Below are 22,054 nucleotides of genomic sequence, written 5' to 3' on the forward strand. Positions count from 1 at the left end.
ACCGAGTCCTGCGCATGTCTGATTCAAAACGGCTGTTTTTCGCCATCGAGTTACCCACCACGCTTCAACGGCAGATCGTTCGCTGGCGCGCCAGCCACTTTCCGGCAGAAGCGGGCCGGCCTGTCGCTGCCGCAAACATGCACCTGACGTTAGCCTTTCTCGGCGAGGTGAGTGCAGAAAAGCAGCGCGCGTTAAGCGCAATGGCCGGACGCATTTCTCAGCCGGGGTTTACGCTGCACCTTGACGATGCCGGCCAGTGGTTGCGCTCCAGGGTAGTCTGGCTGGGAACGCGTCAGCCGCCTCGCGGATTACTTCAGCTCGCGAACATGCTGCGGGCACAGGCTGCGCGCAGCGGCTGTTACCAGAGCCCGCAGCCTTTTCATCCCCATATCACCCTGCTGCGCGATGCGGGTCAGGCTGTTGCCATCCCGCCGCCGGGCTTTCACTGGTCCTTTCAGGTGACTGAATTTGCGCTTTACGAATCTGCCTTTGTACAAGGACGCACCCGCTATACCCCGCTCCAGCGCTGGACGCTGGGCGACACGTTAAGGAAACCTGATGAAGTTTAGCCCCGCACTCCAGCGCGCCACCCTGATCCAGCGTTATAAACGCTTTCTCGCAGACGTAGTCACCCCCGAGGGTGAAACGCTTACCCTGCACTGCCCTAACACCGGTGCCATGACCGGCTGCGCCACGCCGGGTGACACGGTCTGGTATTCCACTTCAGAAAATACTAAACGCAAATATCCCCATACCTGGGAAATGACCGAGACGCAAAACGGGGCATTTATTTGCGTTAATACCCTGCGCGCAAATCAGCTGGTTAAGGAAGCGCTGACAAACGGCACGCTCCCCGAACTGGTGGGCTACGGTACGCAAAAAAGCGAAGTGAAATATGGCGATGAGGGCAGCAGAATTGACTTTATGTTACAGGCGGAAGATCGGCCTGAGTGCTATATTGAAGTGAAATCAGTGACGTTAGCGGAACAGGAAAACGGCTTCTTTCCGGATGCGGTAACGCTACGTGGCCAGAAGCATCTGCGAGAGCTAATGAGTGTAGCGGCGGCGGGCAAACGCGCCGTATTGCTGTTTGCGGTTCTGCATTCAGCCATTGAACGGTTTTCCCCGGCCCGTCATATTGATCCTAAATACGCGCAATTGTTGCATGAGGCACAAAAGCAGGGGGTAGAGGTTTTCGCTTATAAAGCGGAACTTTCTGCCGATAATATGACTCTGAGATCCTCTCTTCCCATTGTCTTATAAGGGATTAGACGATTGACTAATAAGTGTTCTGGCCGCGTGCGCAAATACGCTTTTCCTCACAGGGTTGTCAAGTGTAACGTTTAGATAATTGCCATACGGAAAAGCATCTGCTATTTATAGCGACCTGATTTTTCCCCCAACACGGGGATCGATAGTGCGTGTTAAGGAGAAGCAACATGCAAGAAGGGCAAAACCGTAAAACATCGTCCCTGAGTATTCTCGCCATCGCTGGGGTGGAGCCGTATCAAGAGAAGCCGGGCGAAGAGTATATGAACGAAGCCCAGCTGTCGCACTTCAAGCGTATTCTTGAAGCATGGCGTAATCAACTCAGGGATGAAGTCGATCGCACCGTTACACATATGCAGGATGAAGCTGCTAACTTCCCGGATCCGGTCGACCGTGCCGCTCAGGAAGAAGAATTCAGCCTCGAACTGCGTAACCGTGACCGCGAGCGCAAACTGATCAAAAAGATCGAAAAAACGCTGAAGAAGGTCGAGGACGAAGATTTTGGCTACTGCGAATCCTGCGGTGTTGAAATTGGTATTCGTCGCCTGGAAGCGCGTCCAACAGCCGATCTGTGCATCGACTGTAAAACGCTGGCAGAAATCCGCGAAAAACAGATGGCTGGTTAATCCCCGCCCTCTATACACTCTACAAAGGCGGGAGTCTCTCCCGCCTTGTTACCGTTGATATGTCTGAATCTCACTATATCGGGCGCTTTGCGCCATCTCCCTCCGGTGAATTACACTTCGGCTCATTAATTGCCGCGCTCGGCAGCTACCTGCAGGCTCGCGCCCGTCAGGGTAAATGGCTTGTTCGCATTGAAGATATTGATCCTCCGCGTGAAGTTCCCGGTGCGGCAGAAACCATTCTGCGACAGCTGGAACATTACGGTCTTCACTGGGACGGCGAGGTGCTCTGGCAGTCTCAACGCCATGATGCCTACCGGGAGCGCCTGGCATGGCTTGCTGAACAGGGACTTTCCTATAACTGCACCTGTACCCGCGCGCGTATTCAGAGCATAGGTGGCGTTTACGACGGCCACTGCCGCACGCTGCGCAACGGGCCGGAAAACGCTGCCGTACGGCTGGTCCAGCGTTCGCCCGTAACGGCGTTTACCGACGTGCTCTCGGGTAAAATCGAGGCGGATGAACGTCTGGCGCGCGAAGATTTTATTATTCACCGGCGTGATGGTCTGTTTGCCTATAACCTGGCGGTGGTGGTCGATGACCATTTTCAGGGCGTTACGGAGATTGTGCGCGGGGCGGACCTCGTTGAGCCGACCGTGCGCCACATTTCGCTTTACCAGCAGTTTGGCTGGACGGCGCCGGATTACATTCATCTGCCGCTGGCGGTCAATGACCAGGGGAATAAGCTGTCAAAACAGAACCATGCCCCGGCGCTGCCTGACGGCGATCCGCGCCCGGTTTTGATCGACGCGCTGCGATTTCTCAACCAGAATGTAACGAAGGAATGGCAGGATCTGAGTCTGGACGAATTGCTGAAAATGGCGATTGATAACTGGACGCTTATAGCCGTGCCCAAAATCCGGCATTCTCAAATGCGTTGCGCTGAGCTATGATTAGCCGCTTTTTTGATAACAAAACACACTACGAGGTGTACTATTTTTACCCGAGTCGCTAATTTTTGCCGTAAAGTGCTGAGCCGCGAAGAGAGCATGGCGAACGATGCTATTGCACAGCCACACATGTCGGTCATTCCGCGTGAGCAGCACAATATTTCCCGCAAAGATATCAGTGAAAATGCCCTCAAGGTGCTCTATCGTCTGAATAAAGCAGGCTACGAGGCCTATCTCGTCGGTGGCGGGGTTCGCGATTTACTGTTGGGCAAAAAACCTAAAGATTTCGACGTGACGACCAGCGCCACGCCTGAGCAGGTGCGTAAATTATTCCGCAACTGCCGTCTGGTTGGCCGCCGTTTCCGCCTGGCACACGTGATGTTTGGGCCGGAAATTATTGAAGTGGCAACCTTCCGCGGTCACCACGAAGCGGGCGTCAACGATCGCACGACCTCCCAGCGCGGCCAAAACGGCATGCTGCTGCGTGACAACATCTTCGGCTCTATTGAAGAAGATGCTCAGCGCCGTGATTTCACCATCAACAGCCTTTACTACAGCGTGGCGGATTTCACCGTTCGCGATTACGTCGGCGGGATGCAGGACCTGAAAGACGGCCTGATTCGCCTGATCGGCACGCCGGAAACGCGCTATCGTGAAGATCCGGTCCGCATGCTGCGCGCCGTGCGTTTCGCCGCCAAGCTGAATATGCGCATCAGCCCGGAAACCGCGGAGCCGATCCCTCGTCTGGCGACGCTGATTAACGACGTGCCCCCTGCCCGTCTGTTCGAAGAGTCATTAAAGCTTCTGCAGGCAGGCTACGGGTTTGAAACCTACAATCTGCTGCGCGAATACAACCTGTTCCAGCCGCTGTTCCCGACGATCACCCGCTACTTTACCGAAAACGGCGACAGCGCCATGGAGCGGATGATTGCGCAGGTGCTGAAGAACACTGACACCCGCATTCACAACGATATGCGCGTGAATCCGGCGTTCCTGTTCGCGGCCATGTTCTGGTACCCGCTGCTGGAAACGGCGCAGCGCATCACTCAGGAGAGCGGCCTCGCCTATTATGACGCTTTCGCGCTGGCGGCAAACGACGTGCTGGACGAAGGCTGCCGCACGCTGGCGATCCCGAAACGTATCACTACTCTGGTGCGCGATATCTGGCAGCTCCAGCTGCGCATGTCCCGCCGTCAGGGTAAACGCGCCTGGAAGCTGATGGAGCATCCTAAGTTCCGCGCCGCGTTCGATCTGCTCTCTCTGCGTGCTGAAGTCGAAAGAAACCAGGAGCTACAGCGCCTGGCGCAGTGGTGGGGAGAATTTCAGGTCTCTGCACCACCGGAGCAGAAAGATATGCTCACGGACCTGGATGATGAGCCGGCACCGCGCCGTCGTCACCGCCGCCCGCGCAAGCGCGCACCGCGTCGTGAAGGCACGGCATGACCCTTGCGTATATCGCCATCGGCAGCAATCTGGCCTCTCCGCTGGAGCAGGTTAACGCTGCCGTTCAGGCGCTGGGAGACATCCCCCAAAGCCGTATCGTGGCGGTCTCCTCGTTTTACCGCACGCCGCCGCTTGGCCCGCAGGATCAGCCTGACTATCTGAACGCCGCCGTGGTGCTGGAAACGGACCTTGACGCAGAAGCGCTGCTGGATAATACCCAGCGCATTGAGCTACAGCAGGGCCGCGTACGCAAAGCCGAACGCTGGGGACCGCGCACGCTCGACCTCGATATTATGCTTTTCGGCCACGAGGTGATTAACACCGAACGCCTCACCGTTCCGCACTACGACATGAAAAACCGCGGGTTTATGCTCTGGCCGCTGTTTGAAGTCGCCCCCGATCTTACCTTCCCTGACGGCATCACGCTGAAGGCCGTTCTGCAAAGCCTCAACGCGGAAAAACCGGCCCGCTGGTAATCCCGTGTTACCGTCGATTATCCATTTGTTAATTGTGGTTAATCGATTGCCTAAAATCATTGTTCCCTCGAATGTTACTGTTAGAATGCGCAAAGATTCGCTTTTGGGCCATCAGGAAACAGTATGAAACCAACCACCATCTCCTTATTGCAGAAATGCAAACAGGAAAAAAAACGCTTCGCCACCATCACCGCGTATGACTACAGCTTCGCCAGACTGTTTGCCGAAGAAGGGATCAACGTCATGCTGGTCGGAGACTCGTTAGGGATGACGGTACAAGGACATGATTCCACTCTGCCGGTAACGGTGGAGGATATTGCATACCATACGCGCGCCGTACGCCGGGGTGCGCCAGCCTGCCTGTTACTTTCCGATCTGCCGTTTATGGCGTACGCCACGCCGGAGCAAGCCTTCGACAACGCGGCGGTCGTGATGCGTGCCGGTGCCAATATGGTCAAAATTGAAGGCGGCGCGTGGCTGGTGGATACGGTGAAAATGCTCACCGAGCGCGCCGTGCCGGTTTGTGGTCACCTGGGGCTGACGCCGCAGTCCGTCAATATCTTTGGCGGCTATAAGGTGCAGGGACGAGGCGATGCGGCGCAGACGCTGTTTGATGATGCCGTAGCGCTCGAAGCCGCGGGCGCACAGCTGCTGGTTCTGGAGTGCGTGCCGGTTGAGCTAGCAAAACGCATCACCGAAGCGCTGTCGATTCCGGTTATCGGCATCGGCGCGGGTAACGTCACCGACGGCCAGATTCTGGTGATGCACGATGCCTTCGGGATCACCGGCGGGCACATTCCAAAATTTGCCAAAAATTTCCTGACAGAAGCAGGCGACATGCGTGCTGCTGTGCGGCAGTATATTGCCGAGGTTGAGTCCGGCGCTTATCCGGGCGAAGAACACAGTTTCCATTAAGGAGTCAAGGTGTGTTAATCATAGAAACCCTGCCGCTGCTGCGTCAGCACATTCGCCGTGCACGTCAGGAAGGTAAACGTATCGCACTGGTCCCAACCATGGGCAACCTGCACGACGGCCATATGAAGCTGGTCGATGAAGCCAGAGCGCGCGCAGATATCGTGGTGGTCAGTATCTTCGTTAACCCCATGCAGTTCGATCGCGCAGACGACCTGGCACGCTACCCGCGTACCTTGCAGGAAGACTGCGAGAAGCTCAAAAAACGTCATGCGGATATCGTCTTCGCACCGGCTCCCGCAGATGTATACCCTCAGGGTACCGCTGAAGCGACCTACGTGGACGTACCGGGTATCTCAACCATGCTTGAGGGTGCCAGCCGTCCGGGCCACTTCCGCGGCGTATCCACCATCGTCAGCAAGCTGTTTAACCTGGTGCAGCCGGACATCGCCTGCTTTGGCGAGAAAGACTACCAGCAGCTGGCGCTGATCCGCAAAATGGTTGCCGACATGGGCTACGATATTGACATCGTCGGCGTGCCGATTGTGCGGGCGAAAGATGGCCTGGCGCTCAGCTCCCGTAACGGCTATCTGACCGCCGAACAGCGGAAGATCGCGCCGGGCTTAAGCAAGGTGATGAACGCCATGGCGGAACAGCTTCTGGCGAAAGCGTTAAGCGCGGAAGAGATCGTTGCTATGGCTGAACAGACGCTGAACGACAAAGGCTTCCGGGCGGACGATATTCAAATTCGTGATGCCGACACGCTGCTTGAGCTTACCGATACCAGCAAACGCGCGGTTATTCTGGTGGCGGCATGGCTCGGTCAGGCCCGCCTTATCGACAATAAAGTGGTTGAGCTGGCGTAATTATCTTCCCTCCCCTCTGTCGGGAGGGGCTAACGCATTGAATAAAGGTAAACGTAATGATTCGCAAAATGCTGCAAGGCAAGCTTCACCGTGTGAAAGTCACCCAGGCCGACCTGCACTATGAAGGTTCCTGCGCCATCGATCAGGATTTCCTTGATGCTGCGGGCATCCTTGAAAACGAAGCGATTGATATCTGGAACGTTAATAACGGCAAACGTTTCTCAACCTATGCTATTGCCGCCGAACGTGGTTCTAAAATCATCTCCGTTAACGGCGCGGCCGCGCACTGCGCGGACGTAGGCGATATTGTGATTATCGCCAGCTTTGTGATGATGTCCGATGAAGAAGCGCGTCGCTGGCAGCCTAAGGTTGCCTACTTTGAGGGCGACAACGATATGAAACGTACCGCCAGGGCAATTCCGGTTCAGGTCGCCTGATTCCGTCGGGGAGCGGAACGCTCTGGTTCCGCTCCCTGAATGATAAAAAATACATTATTCTTTATTGTCTAAATAGCATCTTCTCATTCATTCGCCCTATTTCCCGCTCTCTTCCAGCGTCTCTTTTCTGAAAAAAACATTCCCCTGAATGATATGAAAAAGAAAATGATCTTTGTCATTTATAATCTGAGCGCGCCAATAGTATACCGGCACAATAAAAAAACCGGCATCTTCATTCAGTTAAAAAAATTTTCAAGATCATTTTCAATAACTTATCGAACGTTCATTTTTTCTAACGATGACTTTTAGCAATTTTAAATATCAAACCCATTCATAGATCCCTATCATCATTTTGCTTGAATTAAGTCAGTAAAATGTTTTTTAAATGGAATTTTAATCATGTTAAAGAAAACGTTATTAGCTTCAGCTGTAGCTTTGTTCGCAATAGGTTCTTTTTCAGCAATCGCAGATACGGATCTCGGTTTAATCACCTTTGATGGTGCGGTAACAGACACAACATGTAATATTTCCACCTCGAATGGTGAAAAACAAAATAATATTACTATTACCTTACCCGTTGTAAAAAAATCTGAAGTTGAATCCACCACCGTTGATACCGGCGTCGGCTCAAAGAATTTTGAACTGCTGCTCACCAATTGCCCTGGGTCATTAAAGAGTGCCTCTGCAAGCTTTATGTCAAAAAATATGGGGTCTGTTGCGAACGGTACCATCGAACCCGATGCTGGCGTAGCAGGCTCTGCAACCAACGTTGCACTTGCCCTATATAACAATGCCCCAACCGTCTCTTCCCGTATTATGGTGGGTCAGCCTGGCAATAATACGCAGAAAGCAGACCTGAATGCCGGCTCCGGTAAACTGTTCTACCGCGTTGCTTATGTTCCAGGCTCCAGCTGGGTGAAAGACACCAGCCCCGTGCAGTCTGGTAAAGTCAGCGCCAACGCCTACTTCACCATGAGCTACGAATAATTTTATCCGTCCCGTTAATGTGCCCTGTCGGGCACATTTTTCCGTATTATTTGAGAATAAACATGTACGTACTGAATATTAAGAGCGGATTAAAAGCCCTGCTGCTGGCCTCGGTGAGCGTTTTTGCTCTTAACGCCAGTGCAGATATTGTGATTTCCGGCACCCGCGTCATTTATCCTGAATCGGCAAAAGACGTAACGGTGTCTATGGATAACCGCGGCACCCGGCCTTTACTGGTGCAAACCTGGCTCGATGACGGAAGAGATACCACTAATCCTCAGGAGCTGAAGCTTCCTTTTATTGTCACGCCTCCCGTTTCGCGTGTTGAACCGCAAAAAGGGCAAACCGTCAGAATCACCTGGCTTGGTCAGTCGTTGCCAAAAGATAAAGAATCCCTGTTCTGGTTTAACGTTCTGGAAGTTCCGCCTAAGGCAAAGGATAGCGACAGCCAAAGCATGCTTCAGCTTGCATTCCGTACCCGCATAAAACTCTTTTTCCGGCCTACAGGTTTGAAAGGAGAACCGACAGACGCGGCCAAAAATCTTAAATGGACTCAAATCCGGCAAGGTCAAAAAATCGTTTTAAGCGCAAAGAATGATTCGCCTTATTATGTTTCGCTGGCCAGCGCAACGCTTATTTCAGGCGCTAAACGCTACGATATCGAAACGCATTATATTGAGCCGTTCTCAAGCCAGACCATGAACGTGAAAAATTACACACCTTCTGGAAATAACAAAATAACCTGGCAAGCCATCAATGATTTCGGCGGAATTGATAAGTATGAGTCAGTACAAAATTGATTCCATATCCGCTTCGTATCATTCGTAAAAATTATAATTAGCTTAGCTCTGGGACAGAGTACATTATGCGGTTTAGACGTTCGCTACTATGTTTGTCGATAAGTGCGGTATTGCCGTTCTGTGCATTTGCTGCTGAAAATAATAAAGAAGAAGACGTGCAGTTTAACGATCAGTTTCTTTATAACACCGGCGCATCAATTGATGTCAGCCGTTTTTCAAAAGGCAACCCTGTTCTTGCCGGAACGTATAAGGTGAAGGTGATTATTAACGGGAAACCTTCCATTACCACGGATCTTCTGTTTAAGGATAATGGCACACCGCGCGCCACTCCCTGCATCACTCGTAAACTGCTCACCCAAACAAATGTGGCAGCCGGGAAACGTAAACCAGCCGGGGATGATGCTGAAGAAACGTGTGTCTCTATGTCGAACGCCTATCCCGGCTCACGCGTGGCTTACGACCCTTCCACGCAGGAGCTGGATCTTTCTATTCCCCAGGCTTTCGTCATTCAGCGCCCGGCGGGTTTTGTCGACCCTTCACTCTGGGAAGACGGGATCCCGGCGGCGATGCTCTCATGGGATCTTAACGGCTGGCACGCAGATACGAATGATTACAGCACCGATACGGCCTATGCCGGGTTACGCTATGGAGCAAACCTGGGGCCGTGGCGACTGCGGGCACGAGGTAACCTGAACTGGGATCAGGATTCCGGTACCCATTACGCCAGCCAGGACATTTATCTTCAGCGTGACGTCACGCCGCTCAAAGCACAGTTTATCGCGGGAGATTCCTATACCCGTGGAGATGCTTTCGACTCCATCAGCCTGCGCGGGGCACGTTTATATAACGACGACCGTATGCTTCCCAATGGCATATCGACCTATGCGCCGGTGATTCGGGGCGTGGCAAACAGCAACGCCAAAGTCACGATCGCCCAAAGCGGAAACACAATTTACGAAACCTCCGTGCCGCCGGGCCCCTTTGAAATCTCGGATCTCAGTACAACAGGATACGGTAGCGATCTCATCGTCACTGTAGAAGAAACGGATGGTAGCAAACGCTCCTTCTCGGTCGCCTATTCCTCGGTCGCGCAAATGCTTCGCCCTGGCTACTCCCGATGGGACGTGGGCGTGGGTGAACTGCGTGACGACAGCCTGCGCGACAAGCCACGGGTTGGTTACGCCACGGGCTATTACGGTTTATCCAATACCTTTACGGGCTACGCGGGTCTGGAGTACACCGATAGCGATTTTTACGCCGCACTGTTGGGTTTGGCGATGAACACCCAAATCGGCGCATTCGCCTTTGACGTGACGCATTCTGATGCCCGGATCGACGGCTTACGACATCTTACGGGCGAGAGTTATCGCATCTCCTACAGCAAACTCATGGAAGCCACGAATACCTCTTTTAACGTCGCAGCATACCGGTTTTCGACGTCTGACTATCTCAGCCTGAGCGATGCGGCTTCCCTGACCAACGAGATCAAGTACCGTGACAGGGAGCGTAACCCTGACCGTAACAACAGCGATGTGTATCAGACTTTCCAGCGCATGAAGAACCAGATCCAGGTGAATATCAGCCAGCCGTTGGCCGTTAACGACCTTGATTTGGGGTCGCTGTACGTCAACTCAACCTGGCAGGACTACTGGAATGAAAGCAGCTCATCAGCGCAATACTCTGTTGGCCACAGTCATTCTTTAAGCTGGGGAAGCTACAGCCTCTCCGTGCAGCGCACCTACAACGAGTTCGGGGAAAAAGATGACAGTATCTATCTGAACCTCACTATCCCCTTCGACACGCTGATGGGTAACGGCAAACGGGCTGGCGGGTTCTCCTCACTCACGACGGGCATCGGCAGCGATCTTAAAGGTGGCGGAAGTTTTAACGCCAGCGCCAACGGCAACACCGAAGATAATCGCTTCAGTTACAGCATCACCGAAAGCACTACCCGTAGCGACGACACGTTAAACCAGCTGAGCGGTTACGGCAGTTACAACGGCCCGTACGGCCCGCTGAGCCTTTCCGTCTCCGCATCCGATGACGATACGCGACAATATTCCGCCAGCTATAGCGGCGGGATGGTTCTGCACGCGGGCGGCGTAACGCTCGCGCCCGGCAGCATCAGCGAAAGCGATACGCTTGCGTTGATTAAAGCAGAGGGAGCCGAGGGAGCCCGCGTCTCCATCGGTAACGGTGAAATTGGATCCTCAGGCTATGCCCTTATGCCCTATCTGTCTGCCTACCGTGAAAACAGCGTAGGTCTTGATATCAGCGCTATGCGCTCTGACGTTGAAGTCAAAAATACCCGCTCCACCACCGTCCCCCGCAGCGGTGCCGTTGTGCTGGTTAATTTTGAGACCGACCAGGGGCGTTCAGTGCTAATGGAACTGACGCGTGACGACGGTGGCTTTATTCCGCTAGGTGCAGACGTTCAAACTGAACAAGGCGTTTCCGTGGGTAGCGTAGGCCAGGCCGGGCAAGCCTGGATCCGCGGAATTGAAGATAAAGGGTTGTTAAACATCGTCTGGGGCAGCGAGGCCGGCACATCCTGTACCGTCTCCTACCACATCCCACCGGATGCGAAAAAGATTGGACCGACAACGCTGCTGACAGGCCAGACCTGCCACATCACGGCATTATAAAGGGAGTTAAAACATGCTTTTTAAACCTGGGAAAAAAACAGGATTACGGATCTTAAGTTCGGGGCTGATGGTACTGTCGCTCGGAACATACGCCGATAAACTCGATATCACCTTTACCGCTAATATCCGCGACACCACCTGCGATATGAAAATTGAAGGCGGCAGCGGGGATGGCTCCAGCAACGTTATTCCCATTGGTACTAACGGCAAGGTGCGCCTGGATTACATCATCCTGAAAAATGCCAAAGCAACGACCAACTTTAAGCTCAAAATGGTCTCTTGCCCGTCGAGTCTGACATCCCTGAAAACCACCATTAGCGGTAGTGCCAGCCCGCTGGCTACGGCAGTTAAAAACTCACTCTCCGGCGAGGGCAGCGCGGAGAATATTGGCGTGGCGATTTCCCGTACCGCCACTCCGGACCAACCCTTCGTCATTAATTCATCCACCGATACGCAGCGCCTCGTCTGGTCGAGCGGAGAGATCAGTGCTGGCGAAGTTTCACTCCTGGCGACGCTGGTGGAAACCGCAAGCGGGCAAGGCATGACCGGCAACTTTAGCGGTATCGCTACGTTTAATTTCACCTATGAATAACTGGCGCAATACGGAGCGTTGATATGAAAAAGAAAATGACTTCACTGGTGCTTGCGATGGCTGCCATTCTGCCTTCCGTTTCTTCAGGCGCCATTACGGGTACGACAAGCGTTCAGGCCACGTTCACCTCCACCATTGAGGCTGGTACCTGTAATGCCGAGATTCAGGATGCGAGCGGAGCCCCCATAAGCATTTTGCCGTTTGGCGATGTGTTTAAGTCCGACCTGGTGAGCCAGAACCGAAGAGGGGCATTCAAAATCGCGTTCACCAACTGTGCCGGGGTAAAAAATGCCGCCATTCAGGCCACGCCGGGTGCGGGTGGTGCCTGTACCGGCAATGCCAGAAATGGAGCCTCGTATGCAGCCGGGCATAACGTTGGTTTTGAAATCTGGAAGGGGTCTGTCGACTCGGGTTCCCTGCTGAACTGCGCCACAGCCCCGACTTCTGTCGTTAACCTGTCTAACGGGACGGGGAAATTTGAAATGGATGCGCGCATCGTCATTGCTAAAGATAAAACAATTTCTGACGTGACCACGGGTTCGGTCAGCGCTCCCGTGACCTTTATCGTGACCTATCAATAATGTTTATTCAGACAGGTAGCTTAAACAGGATGTTCCACTCCCGCTTAATCTTCAGAAAGGCGACGCCATGGCTCGCCCTCTGCCTGGGGTTTCCCGCAGCAGGTTTTGCCTCGAGCCTGGACATGGATATGACGGCAAACATTATCAACAATACGTGCCAGGTGAGCGTGCCAGAAAATGGAAACGTGACGCTGCCAACGGTGGGAAAGGGGTGGTTTTATACCGCGGAGGGCACCGACAGACTAACGCCGGCAGACCCTGCGGGAGGAACCCGCTTCATGATTCAGGTGGTGGACTGTAGCGGAGATGAATCCGGTTCCGGGCAGGCGCTGCACTTCACCTTCAAACCGCAGGGCGCCCAAACTGCCGGCATGTCAAAACAGATATTCAGTAATGATACGCCTGCCCTGACGGGCGGCGCTGAAAATGTCGGGATTGTAATTTTTTCGGAATCGACTAATCAAAACGTCCTCGACAGCGACGGGCAGTCTGATGTGGCGGTCAAAATAGCGGCCCCCTCAGACCAGCAAAGCTATTTGAAAGCGTATAGCTTTTACGCCCGCTATCAAAATTACGGCCCGGTCAGTGCAGGTAAAGTGACCGCGCGCGCATTGGTCAGCGTGACATATCGCTAACAGGCAACGCTAAAAAGGAACAATTATGGCACAGCGTCCTGGGATAACCGTGTCCCCACGTTTTAACGGTTTTATCATTTTATTTATGCTTTTAACCATGAGCGCCTTTTACGCCAATGCCGCCGAGGAGTGCCAGGTTGGTAGTGCTAAGCCACGTGCGGTTGGCGATTTCACGGGTGGAAAACCAACGCTGAGAGCCGTTGATGCCGTCACCGCGCCTACAAAAATCAGTTCACTCTATCCCTTAAGCCTAACCCCCCGGTTAATGAGCGTATGCTCAGGTGGTGACGATGGAGAAAACATCTTCACCGCAACACGGGCTAACCTGCAGGTTGGCAGCATTGACGGAAAAGCCTTGTTCAAAACCAATGTCACCGGCATTGCTTATGCGCTGGCGTTTCGAACAATCGGTACGGGAGTCACGGCCTATTTTGCCCCCAGCACAAGCTGGTTTCTGACGTTGCATATGGAAGATCAGGATGAATTATTGCGATACCAGACCTGGGAGGCCGCGGTCGAGTTTTATCAGCTTCCCAGCTTTGCCGGTGTTCCCGCAGAGGTAATCTCCGTTGGCCCAGCAGGAGGGACAATCGGAGACTTTGGTATTGGCGATCCCTATGCGCCTAATGATGACCATCCAGGAACGACCATCAGCATCGCCGACATGGCATTCACAACACCAATAGAAAAACCCACCTGCACGCTCACGGCCCCTAAAACCTTAGACCTGGGGGATTATGGTGTATCCGATATCGAGAACGATAACACGCTAAACGCGTATGCGGTGGTGTCCGGAAATTGCACCAACACCCGTAAAATCACCATGACGTTAACCACCAGTAAGACAACCGGGACCGATGGCTCACTGCTCGCCAACACCGCATCGTCGAATGCGGCAAAAGGCGTGGGCGTATTTCTGATGTGGCCGGACAACAGCCAGGTAGTGCCTAATTCAGCCAGCAGCTATACCACGAGGGAGAACACTACCATTGCATTATTCAGCCGGTTACTTACGGCCCGGCTGGTTAAGTCTGGTACAGAAAAAGTCACCTCCGGCACGTTCAGCGCCATCGGCACCTTGCAGTTCACCTACGAATAGCTATCCCTGCGGCTGGTTACTGATCAGCCGCGACATGGTCTCCAGCGAATCCGTTCTTAAGATATACAGGCGCTTCAGCAAGAACGGATTATCCCCCGGCTTTACCTTCCCCTTCATCGTTGTCACCGCCAGATGAAAACCGGCGTCATTCGCGGCCTTTATCGCTTTATTGTCGTAGCCGCCAAACGGGTAAGAGAGATACAGCACGCGCGGGTTAAACTGCGCCAGCGCCCGGCGCGAGCGTTCAAAATCAAACAAAATCACGTGATAGCTGCGGCTCAGTAAAATCGGATGTTTATACCCGTCCACCCGGTGCAGGAAGTGCGTATGGGACTGAATATCAAACACGTCCTGAATGCCCTTAAGCTCCTGAATGCTCATAAACTGTAGCGATTTAGGATCCCATTTCTGCGGATGTCTCTTAATGCGGGATGAGATAATAAACGCCGTGGCGTTGAAACCGTACTGTTTCAGAACAGGGTAAGCGTAGCGGCTCACTGATTTCAGCCCGTCATCAAAGGTGATCGCCACCGATTTGGCAGGCAGGTTCAGTTTGTTACGCACGTACCCTTCCAGCTGATACATCGTCAGGGTGGTATACCCCTGGTCACGCAGCCAGGCCATCTGGTTATTGAACGCACGCACGCTGGTGGTGGTTGACGTGTGTCGAAAGCGCGTGTTCTCTTCATCACGCAAAATATGGTGGTAGGTCAGTACCGGCAGACCGTTATCCTCCTGCGCGTCCAGGCTGCTTATCCACGCCAGACGATTACCAATGCGGATCTGATACCAGGTCTGATTCAGGCGGTCTTTAAGTTTATTCAGGATCGGATAACGCAGGTTGGCGCTAAGGGTGCCAAACGGCGCACTTCCGCTGCTGGGGGCGTTGTAGACGGGCGTGTCTTTCCATGTGATGAGGTTTTGGTTGCTGAGCGGCTTGTTCAGATCGCCCAGGCTGTCCTCCACGCGCTGCTTACCCTGCACTTTCTCCAGGTGGTCTTTATCAATAAACCCGGTACCGAATCCAAAACGAAACTCGTAGTAGTCAGCCGCCGCCGGAAAAACGGCGAGGATCTGCCCGGCGCGGACATTGCCCACGTTCACCACGGCGTTGCCCACCTGCGCCCAGATGGCCGCATCCTCAGTGGTTTGCATATATTGGGAAGGAAGCCCCTGCTGCGCTGTCAGGCTGGCAGATGCCCCACCGGAAACCAGCAGCAACAGGATAAAGATAACGCGCTTGAGCATGGGATATAAATCGACACGGAAAATCAGTCGCTATTGTAGCAAAAGCGGCATCAATACCAATGTTTAATGCTTATACAGATCGTGAAGCAGAACGAAAGGCGGGTTCTTCTGCTGCTGGTGCCACAGGCTGCTCACCCCCGGTGCCCCCTGCGCCACAATGGCGTGACGAAACTCGGCACTGCTTAATGATGCGCGAAGCGGGTACATGGCTTCGAGCAAAGGCAGGCTGATACCGGAGATCACTTCACAGCTGTCGTGCTTGTGGCTCATCAGGGCGGCCGCGCGGTAAGGCGCCGCGCCGGACCTGTCGGTGAGAAAAATCACGCCATCGCCGGAGTCGGTTTCATGCAGCGCGTCGCACATCATGCGGCTAAGCATGTTGGTGCTTAATCCGCGCCAGTAATTGACCGCACGACACTGCGCCAGGGGGCCAAATCTGGCTTCCAGCTTATCCAGCATAACCTGTGCCTGTTCATCGTGGCAGGTGATAACCCATCCCAGCATAACGTCTCTCCTTAGCAGGCAAGTAGTTTAGCCGAGTGAAGGTTAGCTTACGGTGATAACTGTCAAAGAAAGTGCCCGGCAAACGGAACGTTGCCGGGCTGAGGATTAGCTGCGCAGACCGCGCCCGCGCTGGATCAGATACCAGCACAGCAGATAGAACGCCACGATAAAGACCACCAGCACCATTACGGTAGTAAACAGCGGCACATCAGTAATGCCGAGGAAACCAAAGCGGAAACCGCTGATCATGTAGACAATCGGGTTCAGGTGCGACAGCGCCTGCCAGAACGGCGGCAGCAGCGTCAGGGAGTAGAACACCCCGCCAAGATAGGTCAGCGGCGTCAGCACGAAGGTCGGGATCAGGCTAATATCGTCAAACGTTTTGGCGAACACCGCGTTCAGCAGTCCGGCCAGCGAGAACAGGATTGCGGTCAGCAGCAGCGTCAGCGCGACGAACAGCCACGAATGAACCTGGAACGGGACGAAGAACAGCGAAATGGCCGTCACCAGGATCCCTACGCACAGGCCGCGCGCCACGCCGCCGCCGACGTAACCGGCGATGATCACATGCGTTGGTACCGGCGCCACCAGCAGCTCTTCAATGTTGCGCTGGAACTTGGCGCTAAAGAACGACGACGCAACGTTTGCGTAAGCGTTGGTGATCACCGCCATCATGATCAGGCCCGGCACGATAAACTGCATATAGGTAAAGCCGTGCATCTCACCAATGCGGGAACCAATCAGGTTACCGAAAATGATGAAGTAAAGGGTCATGGTGATAACCGGCGGTACCAGGGTTTGCACCCAGATGCGCATAAAGCGGTTGATCTCTTTCGCCCAGATGCTTTTCAGCGCGACCCAGTAAAGATGCGTCATGCCTTGTCTCCTTGTTTGTCGTGCACCAGAGAGACAAACAGCTCTTCCAGTCGGTTTGCTTTGTTACGCATGCTTAACACCTGAATACCCTGCGCGCTCAGCTGTGAGAACACGCTGTTGATGCCCTGCTCGCGCAGCACTTCCACTTCCAGCGTCGAGGTATCCACCAGGCGATAGTTGTAGCCCTCGAGCTTCGGCAGCGCGCTTTTCGCCGCCAGATCGAGGATAAAGGTCTCTGACTTCAGCTTGGAGAGCAGATTCTTCATCGAGGTGTTTTCCACCAGCTCGCCGTGCTGAATGATGCCGATGTTGCGGCACAGCATTTCCGCTTCTTCAAGATAGTGCGTGGTCAGAATGATGGTGGTGCCCTTATCGTTCAGATCCTTCAGGAATCCCCACATGGAACGACGCAGTTCAATATCCACGCCTGCGGTTGGTTCATCGAGAATAAGCAGCTTCGGTTCATGCATCAGCGCGCGGGCAATCATCAGGCGGCGCTTCATGCCGCCGGACAGCATCCGCGCACGCTCGTTACGCTTCTCCCACAGGTCGAGCTGCCTGAGGTATTTTTCGCTACGCTCAAGGGCCTCTTTACGCTCAACGCCGTAGTACCCCGCCTGGTTAACAACAATCTGCTGCACCGTTTCAAACGGGTTGAAGTTGAACTCCTGCGGCACCAGCCCCAGCTGACGCTTGGCGTTGACCACATCTTTTTGCAGATCGTAGCCAAATACGCTGACGCGGCCGGAGGTTTTGTTCACCAGAGAGCTGATAATCCCGATAGTGGTGGATTTCCCCGCCCCGTTCGGCCCCAGAAGGGCGTAGAAATCGCCCGCCTCGACTTTGAGATCTATCCCGCGTAGCGCCTGAACGCCGCCGGGATAGGTTTTTTTGAGCTGTTCAAGCTCCAGTGCAATCGCCATGAATTCAACTTACCTTAAGTTCTGACACACGTTGTGTGGTTTCATTAAAAGTCGGGTTACCCTATAGTAGCGCAACGCAATCACTTGGTTACAGGTCGCTAACCTCCATGAACGACATAGATACACTCATCAGCAACAATGCACTATGGTCAAAAATGCTGGTGGAGGAAGACCCCGGATTTTTTGGAAAACTAGCACAAGCGCAGAACCCGCGCTTTCTCTGGATTGGATGTTCCGACAGCCGCGTCCCCGCCGAACGTCTGACCGGTCTTGAACCCGGCGAACTGTTTGTTCACCGTAATGTTGCTAACCTGGTGATCCATACCGATCTTAACTGCCTTTCGGTCGTTCAGTATGCCGTGGACGTTCTGGAGGTCGAGCACATCATTATTTGCGGCCATTACGGCTGCGGCGGCGTACAGTCGGCCATTGAGAACCAGGAGCTGGGGCTGATCGATAACTGGCTGCTGCACATCCGCGATATCTGGTTCAAACATAGCTCACTGCTGGGTGAAATGCCGCAGGAGCGTCGTCTCGACACCCTGTGCGAGCTGAACGTGATGGAACAGGTCTATAACCTGGGCCACTCTACCATTATGCAGTCGGCATGGAAACGCGGGCAAAAGGTCTCGATTCACGGGTGGGCGTACGGTATTCATGATGGCCTGCTGCGCAATCTGGAAGTGACCGCGACCAACCGCGAAACCCTGGAGCAGCGTTACCGTTCAGGGATTGCTAACCTCAAGCTCAAGCACGTTAACCATAAGTAAAGCAGTAGGTTTTCTCCCTCTCCCACAGGGAGAGGGCCAGGCTAAGGACATCAGACCGCACTACTCGTCCAGAATCACAACCTTCCCGACGTATGGCAGATGGCGATAACGCTGAGCGTAATCAATGCCGTAGCCCACCACAAATTCATCCGGGATAGAAAACCCGACGAACTCCACCGGCACCTGCACTTCACGACGCTCAGGTTTGTCCAGCAGCGTGCAGATCGCCAGGGATTTTGGCCCACGCAGGCTCAGGATCTCGCGTACCTTAGAGAGCGTGTTGCCGGAGTCGATGATGTCTTCAACGATTAACACGTCTTTGCCACGAATATCTTCATCCAGATCTTTCAGGATTTTCACATCACGGGTTGTGGACATGCCGCTGCCGTAGCTGGAGGCGGTCATAAAATCGACTTCGTGCGACACCTGCACTTCACGGCACAGGTCTGCCATGAACATGAAGGAGCCACGCAACAGACCAACCAGCACCATTTCGCTGCCGCTGTCCTTGTAATGTTCGGTGATTTGACGACCCAGTTCGGCGATACGCGCTTTGATCTCGGCTTCCGGGATCATCACTTCAACAGTATGTTTCATATTACTAACCACATGATTTTAATGAAAATCTCTCAATGCTGGTGACTATTATTCCGGCATCGAAACGCAAGCCAGCCATTATATCAGCAAATGGCTAAGCCTGGCGTATGAGTTATAAAAAGCAAATATTGTGATTCCGATCACACTTGTTAATACCTATAATTAATTGCTAGCAAATAATTAACAAAACTGACGAGTATTTTTCTATGGCTGAAACAAAAACTAAGCAGCCGCGTTTACTGGTGACATTAACAGCCGCGTTTGCCGCATTCTGCGCGCTGTATTTGTTAATCGGTGGCGTCTGGCTGGTCGCTATTGGCGGCTCCTGGTACTACCCGATTGCGGGTCTGGTTATGGTTGGCGTAACCGTTCTGCTCTTGCGCAGAAAACAATCTGCCCTGTGGCTTTACGCGGCACTGCTGCTCGCGACCATGATCTGGGGCGTCTGGGAGGTCGGGTTCGATTTCTGGGCGCTCACGCCGCGCAGCGACATTCTGGTCTTCTTTGGTATCTGGCTGATCCTGCCGTTTGTCTGGCGACGCCTGATCGTTCCGTCCAGCGGCGCCGTGGCCGGCCTGGTCGTTGCCCTGCTGATCAGCGGCGGCATTCTGACCTGGGCCGGGTTCAACGATCCGCAGGAAATTCACGGTACGCTGAACACGGAATCCACGCCTGCTGCGGCTATCTCGCAGGTGGCCGACGGCGACTGGCCAGCCTATGGTCGTAATCAGGAAGGTCAGCGTTACTCTCCGCTGAAGCAGATCAACGCGGACAACGTGAAAAACCTGAAGGAAGCCTGGGTATTCCGCACCGGCGACCTGAAGATGCCGAACGATCCGGGTGAGCTGACCAACGAAGTCACCCCGATTAAAGTGGGCAACATGCTCTACCTCTGTACGGCACACCAGCGTCTGTTCGCGCTCGACGCGGCCACCGGTAAAGAGAAATGGCACTTCGATCCGCAGCTGAACTCCAATCCGTCGTTCCAGCACATCACCTGCCGCGGCGTTTCTTACCACGAAGCGCGCGCTGACAATGCCAGCCCGGAAGTCATCGCCGACTGCCCTCGCCGCATTATGCTGCCGGTGAACGATGGCCGCCTGTTTGCTATCAACGCTGAAACCGGCAAGCTGTGCGAGACCTTCGCGAATAAAGGTATCCTGAACCTGCAGACCAACATGCCGGACACCACGCCGGGTCTGTATGAACCAACCTCCCCGCCGATCATCACCGATAAAACCATCGTGATTGCCGGTTCGGTAACCGATAACTTCTCTACCCGTGAAACCTCTGGCGTTATCCGCGGTTTTGACGTGAACACCGGTAAGCTGCTGTGGGCCTTCGACCCGGGCGCGAAAGATCCAAACGCGATCCCGTCTGATGAACACACCTTTACCTTCAACTCACCGAACTCGTGGGCACCGGCCGCGTATGACGCGAAGCTGGATCTGGTCTACCTGCCGATGGGTGTAACCACGCCGGATATCTGGGGCGGTAACCGTACGCCGGAGCAGGAACGTTACGCCAGCTCCATCGTGGCGCTGAACGCAACAACCGGTAAGCTGGCATGGAGCTACCAGACCGTTCACCACGATCTGTGGGATATGGATATGCCATCTCAGCCGACGCTGGCGGACATTACCGTGAACGGCAAAACCGTACCGGTAATTTATGCCCCGGCGAAAACCGGCAACATCTTCGTGCTGGATCGCAGCAACGGTAAGCTGGTTGTGCCTGCGCCGGAAAAACCGGTTCCGCAGGGTGCCGCCAAAGGCGACTACGTCACCAAAACGCAGCCGTTCTCTGACCTGAGCTTCCGTCCGGAAAAAGACCTCAGCGGTGCAGACATGTGGGGTGCCACCATGTTTGACCAGCTGGTATGCCGCGTGATGTTCCATCAGCTGCGCTACGAAGGGATTTTCACCCCGCCTTCAGAGCAGGGTACGCTGGTCTTCCCGGGTAACCTGGGGATGTTCGAGTGGGGTGGGATCTCCGTTGACCCTAACCGTCAGGTCGCTATCGCTAACCCAATGGCGCTGCCGTTCGTATCCCGCCTGATCCCACGCGGTCCGGGTAACCCAATGGAGCAGCCGAAGGACGCAAAAGGCAGCGGTACCGAAGCCGGTATCCAGCCGCAGTATGGCGTACCGTTTGGCGTGACCCTGAACCCGTTCCTCTCTCCGTTCGGTCTGCCGTGTAAACAGCCTGCCTGGGGTTACATCTCCGGTCTGGATCTGAAGACCAACAAGATTGTCTGGAAGAAACGTATTGGTACGCCACAGGACAGCATGCCGTTCCCGATGCCGGTTCCGGTGCCGTTCAACATGGGTATGCCAATGCTGGGTGGCCCTATCTCCACCGCCGGTAACGTGCTGTTCATCGCGGCAACCGCAGATAACTACCTGCGCGCGTACAACATGACCAACGGTGAGAAGCTGTGGCAAGGCCGTCTGCCAGCCGGTGGACAGGCAACGCCGATGACCTATGAAGTGAACGGCAAGCAGTACGTCGTCATCTCTGCGGGCGGTCACGGTTCGTTTGGCACGAAGATGGGCGACTACATCGTCGCGTATGCGTTGCCTGACGAAAACAAGTAACTGAAAAGCCGAGTGGCGGCTACGCTTTACCCGGCCTACAGAAATATGCAAAACGGCAACTTCGGTTGCCGTTTTTGTGTCTGTTCCCTCTCCCTTTGGGCTGAGGGTTCCCCAGAAAAATGAAAAGCACGATGAAGTGTGATCTACTGGTTGCGCTAACAAATCAGAAGAGACCTCATCGTGCCTTTACAGACAGTCTGCCAGAAATTTTTCTCCGCGTCTTT

23 protein-coding genes are annotated in these 22,054 nt (G+C 54.1%); 18 read left to right on the plus strand and 5 right to left on the minus strand.

All coding sequences use genetic code 11. The annotated features are described in order from the left end of the window. Positions 1 to 14 precede the first annotated feature (14 nt). The 16 genes from thpR (at position 15) to OWK27_RS22105 (ending at position 14,315) form a co-directional block, all read left to right on the plus strand. The gene (gene thpR, locus OWK27_RS22030) at positions 15 to 569 is read left to right on the plus strand and encodes an RNA 2',3'-cyclic phosphodiesterase (protein WP_267591226.1); all 555 of its coding nucleotides are present in this window, start codon (positions 15 to 17) and stop codon (positions 567 to 569) included. Beyond that, positions 559 to 1,263, plus strand: coding sequence for a DNA/RNA nuclease SfsA (gene sfsA / locus OWK27_RS22035; protein ID WP_148420123.1), 705 nt, complete (start codon positions 559 to 561; stop codon positions 1,261 to 1,263). The genes thpR and sfsA overlap by 11 nt, the downstream gene beginning before the upstream one ends. Before the next feature lie 176 nt (positions 1,264 to 1,439). Beyond that, positions 1,440 to 1,895 (plus strand): RNA polymerase-binding protein DksA, encoded by a 456-nt coding sequence (dksA, locus tag OWK27_RS22040; protein ID WP_001155232.1) that lies wholly within the window; start codon positions 1,440 to 1,442, stop codon positions 1,893 to 1,895. 59 nt (positions 1,896 to 1,954) lie between these two features. Beyond that, on the plus strand, positions 1,955 to 2,845 hold the full coding sequence (gene gluQRS, locus OWK27_RS22045) for a tRNA glutamyl-Q(34) synthetase GluQRS (protein WP_252004718.1): 891 nt from the start codon (positions 1,955 to 1,957) through the stop codon (positions 2,843 to 2,845). A gap of 42 nt (positions 2,846 to 2,887) precedes the next feature. Beyond that, positions 2,888 to 4,285 carry a polynucleotide adenylyltransferase PcnB gene (pcnB, locus tag OWK27_RS22050; protein ID WP_071785222.1) on the plus strand — a complete coding sequence of 466 codons (1,398 nt, stop codon included), beginning with the start codon at positions 2,888 to 2,890 and terminating at the stop codon, positions 4,283 to 4,285. Beyond that, the gene (gene folK, locus OWK27_RS22055) at positions 4,282 to 4,761 is read left to right on the plus strand and encodes a 2-amino-4-hydroxy-6-hydroxymethyldihydropteridine diphosphokinase (protein WP_267591227.1); all 480 of its coding nucleotides are present in this window, start codon (positions 4,282 to 4,284) and stop codon (positions 4,759 to 4,761) included. The genes pcnB and folK overlap by 4 nt, the downstream gene beginning before the upstream one ends. Positions 4,762 to 4,884: 123 nt before the next feature. Beyond that, positions 4,885 to 5,676 carry a 3-methyl-2-oxobutanoate hydroxymethyltransferase gene (panB, locus tag OWK27_RS22060; protein WP_148420120.1) on the plus strand — a complete coding sequence of 264 codons (792 nt, stop codon included), beginning with the start codon at positions 4,885 to 4,887 and terminating at the stop codon, positions 5,674 to 5,676. A gap of 11 nt (positions 5,677 to 5,687) precedes the next feature. Next, positions 5,688 to 6,539 (plus strand): pantoate--beta-alanine ligase, encoded by an 852-nt coding sequence (gene panC, locus OWK27_RS22065; RefSeq protein WP_148420119.1) that lies wholly within the window; start codon positions 5,688 to 5,690, stop codon positions 6,537 to 6,539. Between the two features lie 56 nt (positions 6,540 to 6,595). After that, positions 6,596 to 6,976 (plus strand): aspartate 1-decarboxylase, encoded by a 381-nt coding sequence (panD, locus tag OWK27_RS22070; RefSeq protein ID WP_252004716.1) that lies wholly within the window; start codon positions 6,596 to 6,598, stop codon positions 6,974 to 6,976. Positions 6,977 to 7,375: 399 nt separating this feature from the next. Beyond that, positions 7,376 to 7,963 carry a fimbrial protein gene (locus tag OWK27_RS22075; RefSeq protein WP_267591228.1) on the plus strand — a complete coding sequence of 196 codons (588 nt, stop codon included), beginning with the start codon at positions 7,376 to 7,378 and terminating at the stop codon, positions 7,961 to 7,963. Positions 7,964 to 8,025: 62 nt separating this feature from the next. Further along, positions 8,026 to 8,763: a fimbrial chaperone gene (locus OWK27_RS22080; RefSeq protein ID WP_148420117.1), complete on the plus strand. Its 738-nt coding sequence runs from the start codon at positions 8,026 to 8,028 to the stop codon at positions 8,761 to 8,763. Positions 8,764 to 8,828: 65 nt separating this feature from the next. Next, on the plus strand, positions 8,829 to 11,408 hold the full coding sequence (locus tag OWK27_RS22085) for an outer membrane usher protein (RefSeq protein WP_267591229.1): 2,580 nt from the start codon (positions 8,829 to 8,831) through the stop codon (positions 11,406 to 11,408). 13 nt (positions 11,409 to 11,421) lie between these two features. After that, positions 11,422 to 12,000: a fimbrial protein gene (locus OWK27_RS22090; protein WP_267591230.1), complete on the plus strand. Its 579-nt coding sequence runs from the start codon at positions 11,422 to 11,424 to the stop codon at positions 11,998 to 12,000. A 23-nt stretch (positions 12,001 to 12,023) separates the two neighbouring features. After that, complete coding sequence (locus OWK27_RS22095) at positions 12,024 to 12,581, plus strand: fimbrial protein (protein ID WP_267591231.1); 558 nt, start codon at positions 12,024 to 12,026, stop codon at positions 12,579 to 12,581. 29 nt (positions 12,582 to 12,610) lie between these two features. Continuing rightward, positions 12,611 to 13,216, plus strand: a complete 606-nt coding sequence (locus OWK27_RS22100; RefSeq protein ID WP_267591232.1) for a fimbrial-like protein — start codon at positions 12,611 to 12,613, stop codon at positions 13,214 to 13,216. A gap of 25 nt (positions 13,217 to 13,241) precedes the next feature. Next, complete coding sequence (locus OWK27_RS22105) at positions 13,242 to 14,315, plus strand: fimbrial protein StkG (RefSeq protein WP_267591233.1); 1,074 nt, start codon at positions 13,242 to 13,244, stop codon at positions 14,313 to 14,315. Here the strand turns inward: OWK27_RS22105 and OWK27_RS22110 are convergent, their stop codons facing one another. The 4 genes from OWK27_RS22110 to OWK27_RS22125 form a co-directional block, all read right to left on the minus strand. Further along, a complete protein-coding gene (locus OWK27_RS22110; protein ID WP_176608692.1) occupies positions 14,316 to 15,563 on the minus strand; it encodes a polysaccharide deacetylase family protein in 1,248 nt (415 codons plus the stop codon). 63 nt (positions 15,564 to 15,626) lie between these two features. Then, complete coding sequence (locus tag OWK27_RS22115; RefSeq protein ID WP_176608693.1) at positions 15,627 to 16,067, minus strand: PTS sugar transporter subunit IIA; 441 nt, start codon at positions 16,065 to 16,067, stop codon at positions 15,627 to 15,629. A gap of 105 nt (positions 16,068 to 16,172) precedes the next feature. Beyond that, a complete protein-coding gene (locus OWK27_RS22120) occupies positions 16,173 to 16,943 on the minus strand; it encodes an ABC transporter permease (RefSeq protein ID WP_176608694.1) in 771 nt (256 codons plus the stop codon). Next, positions 16,940 to 17,866 carry an ABC transporter ATP-binding protein gene (locus tag OWK27_RS22125; protein WP_148420108.1) on the minus strand — a complete coding sequence of 309 codons (927 nt, stop codon included), beginning with the start codon at positions 17,864 to 17,866 and terminating at the stop codon, positions 16,940 to 16,942. Before OWK27_RS22125 ends, OWK27_RS22120 begins: the two co-directional genes overlap by 4 nt. Before the next feature lie 107 nt (positions 17,867 to 17,973). Here OWK27_RS22125 and can point away from each other — a divergent pair, with 107 nt between their 5' ends. Continuing rightward, a complete protein-coding gene (gene can, locus OWK27_RS22130; protein ID WP_148420107.1) occupies positions 17,974 to 18,636 on the plus strand; it encodes a carbonate dehydratase in 663 nt (220 codons plus the stop codon). 60 nt (positions 18,637 to 18,696) lie between these two features. Here the strand turns inward: can and hpt are convergent, their stop codons facing one another. After that, entirely contained in the window at positions 18,697 to 19,233 is a 537-nt protein-coding gene (hpt, locus tag OWK27_RS22135) for a hypoxanthine phosphoribosyltransferase (RefSeq protein WP_148420106.1), read from the minus strand. Between the two features lie 206 nt (positions 19,234 to 19,439). Here hpt and OWK27_RS22140 point away from each other — a divergent pair, with 206 nt between their 5' ends. After that, the gene (locus OWK27_RS22140) at positions 19,440 to 21,830 is read left to right on the plus strand and encodes a glucose/quinate/shikimate family membrane-bound PQQ-dependent dehydrogenase (RefSeq protein WP_193355775.1); all 2,391 of its coding nucleotides are present in this window, start codon (positions 19,440 to 19,442) and stop codon (positions 21,828 to 21,830) included. The last annotated feature ends 224 nt before the right edge of the window (positions 21,831 to 22,054 follow it).

The organism is Enterobacter cloacae complex sp. 2022EL-00788, from assembly GCF_026627565.1.
Lineage (GTDB): Bacteria > Pseudomonadota > Gammaproteobacteria > Enterobacterales > Enterobacteriaceae > Enterobacter > Enterobacter pasteurii.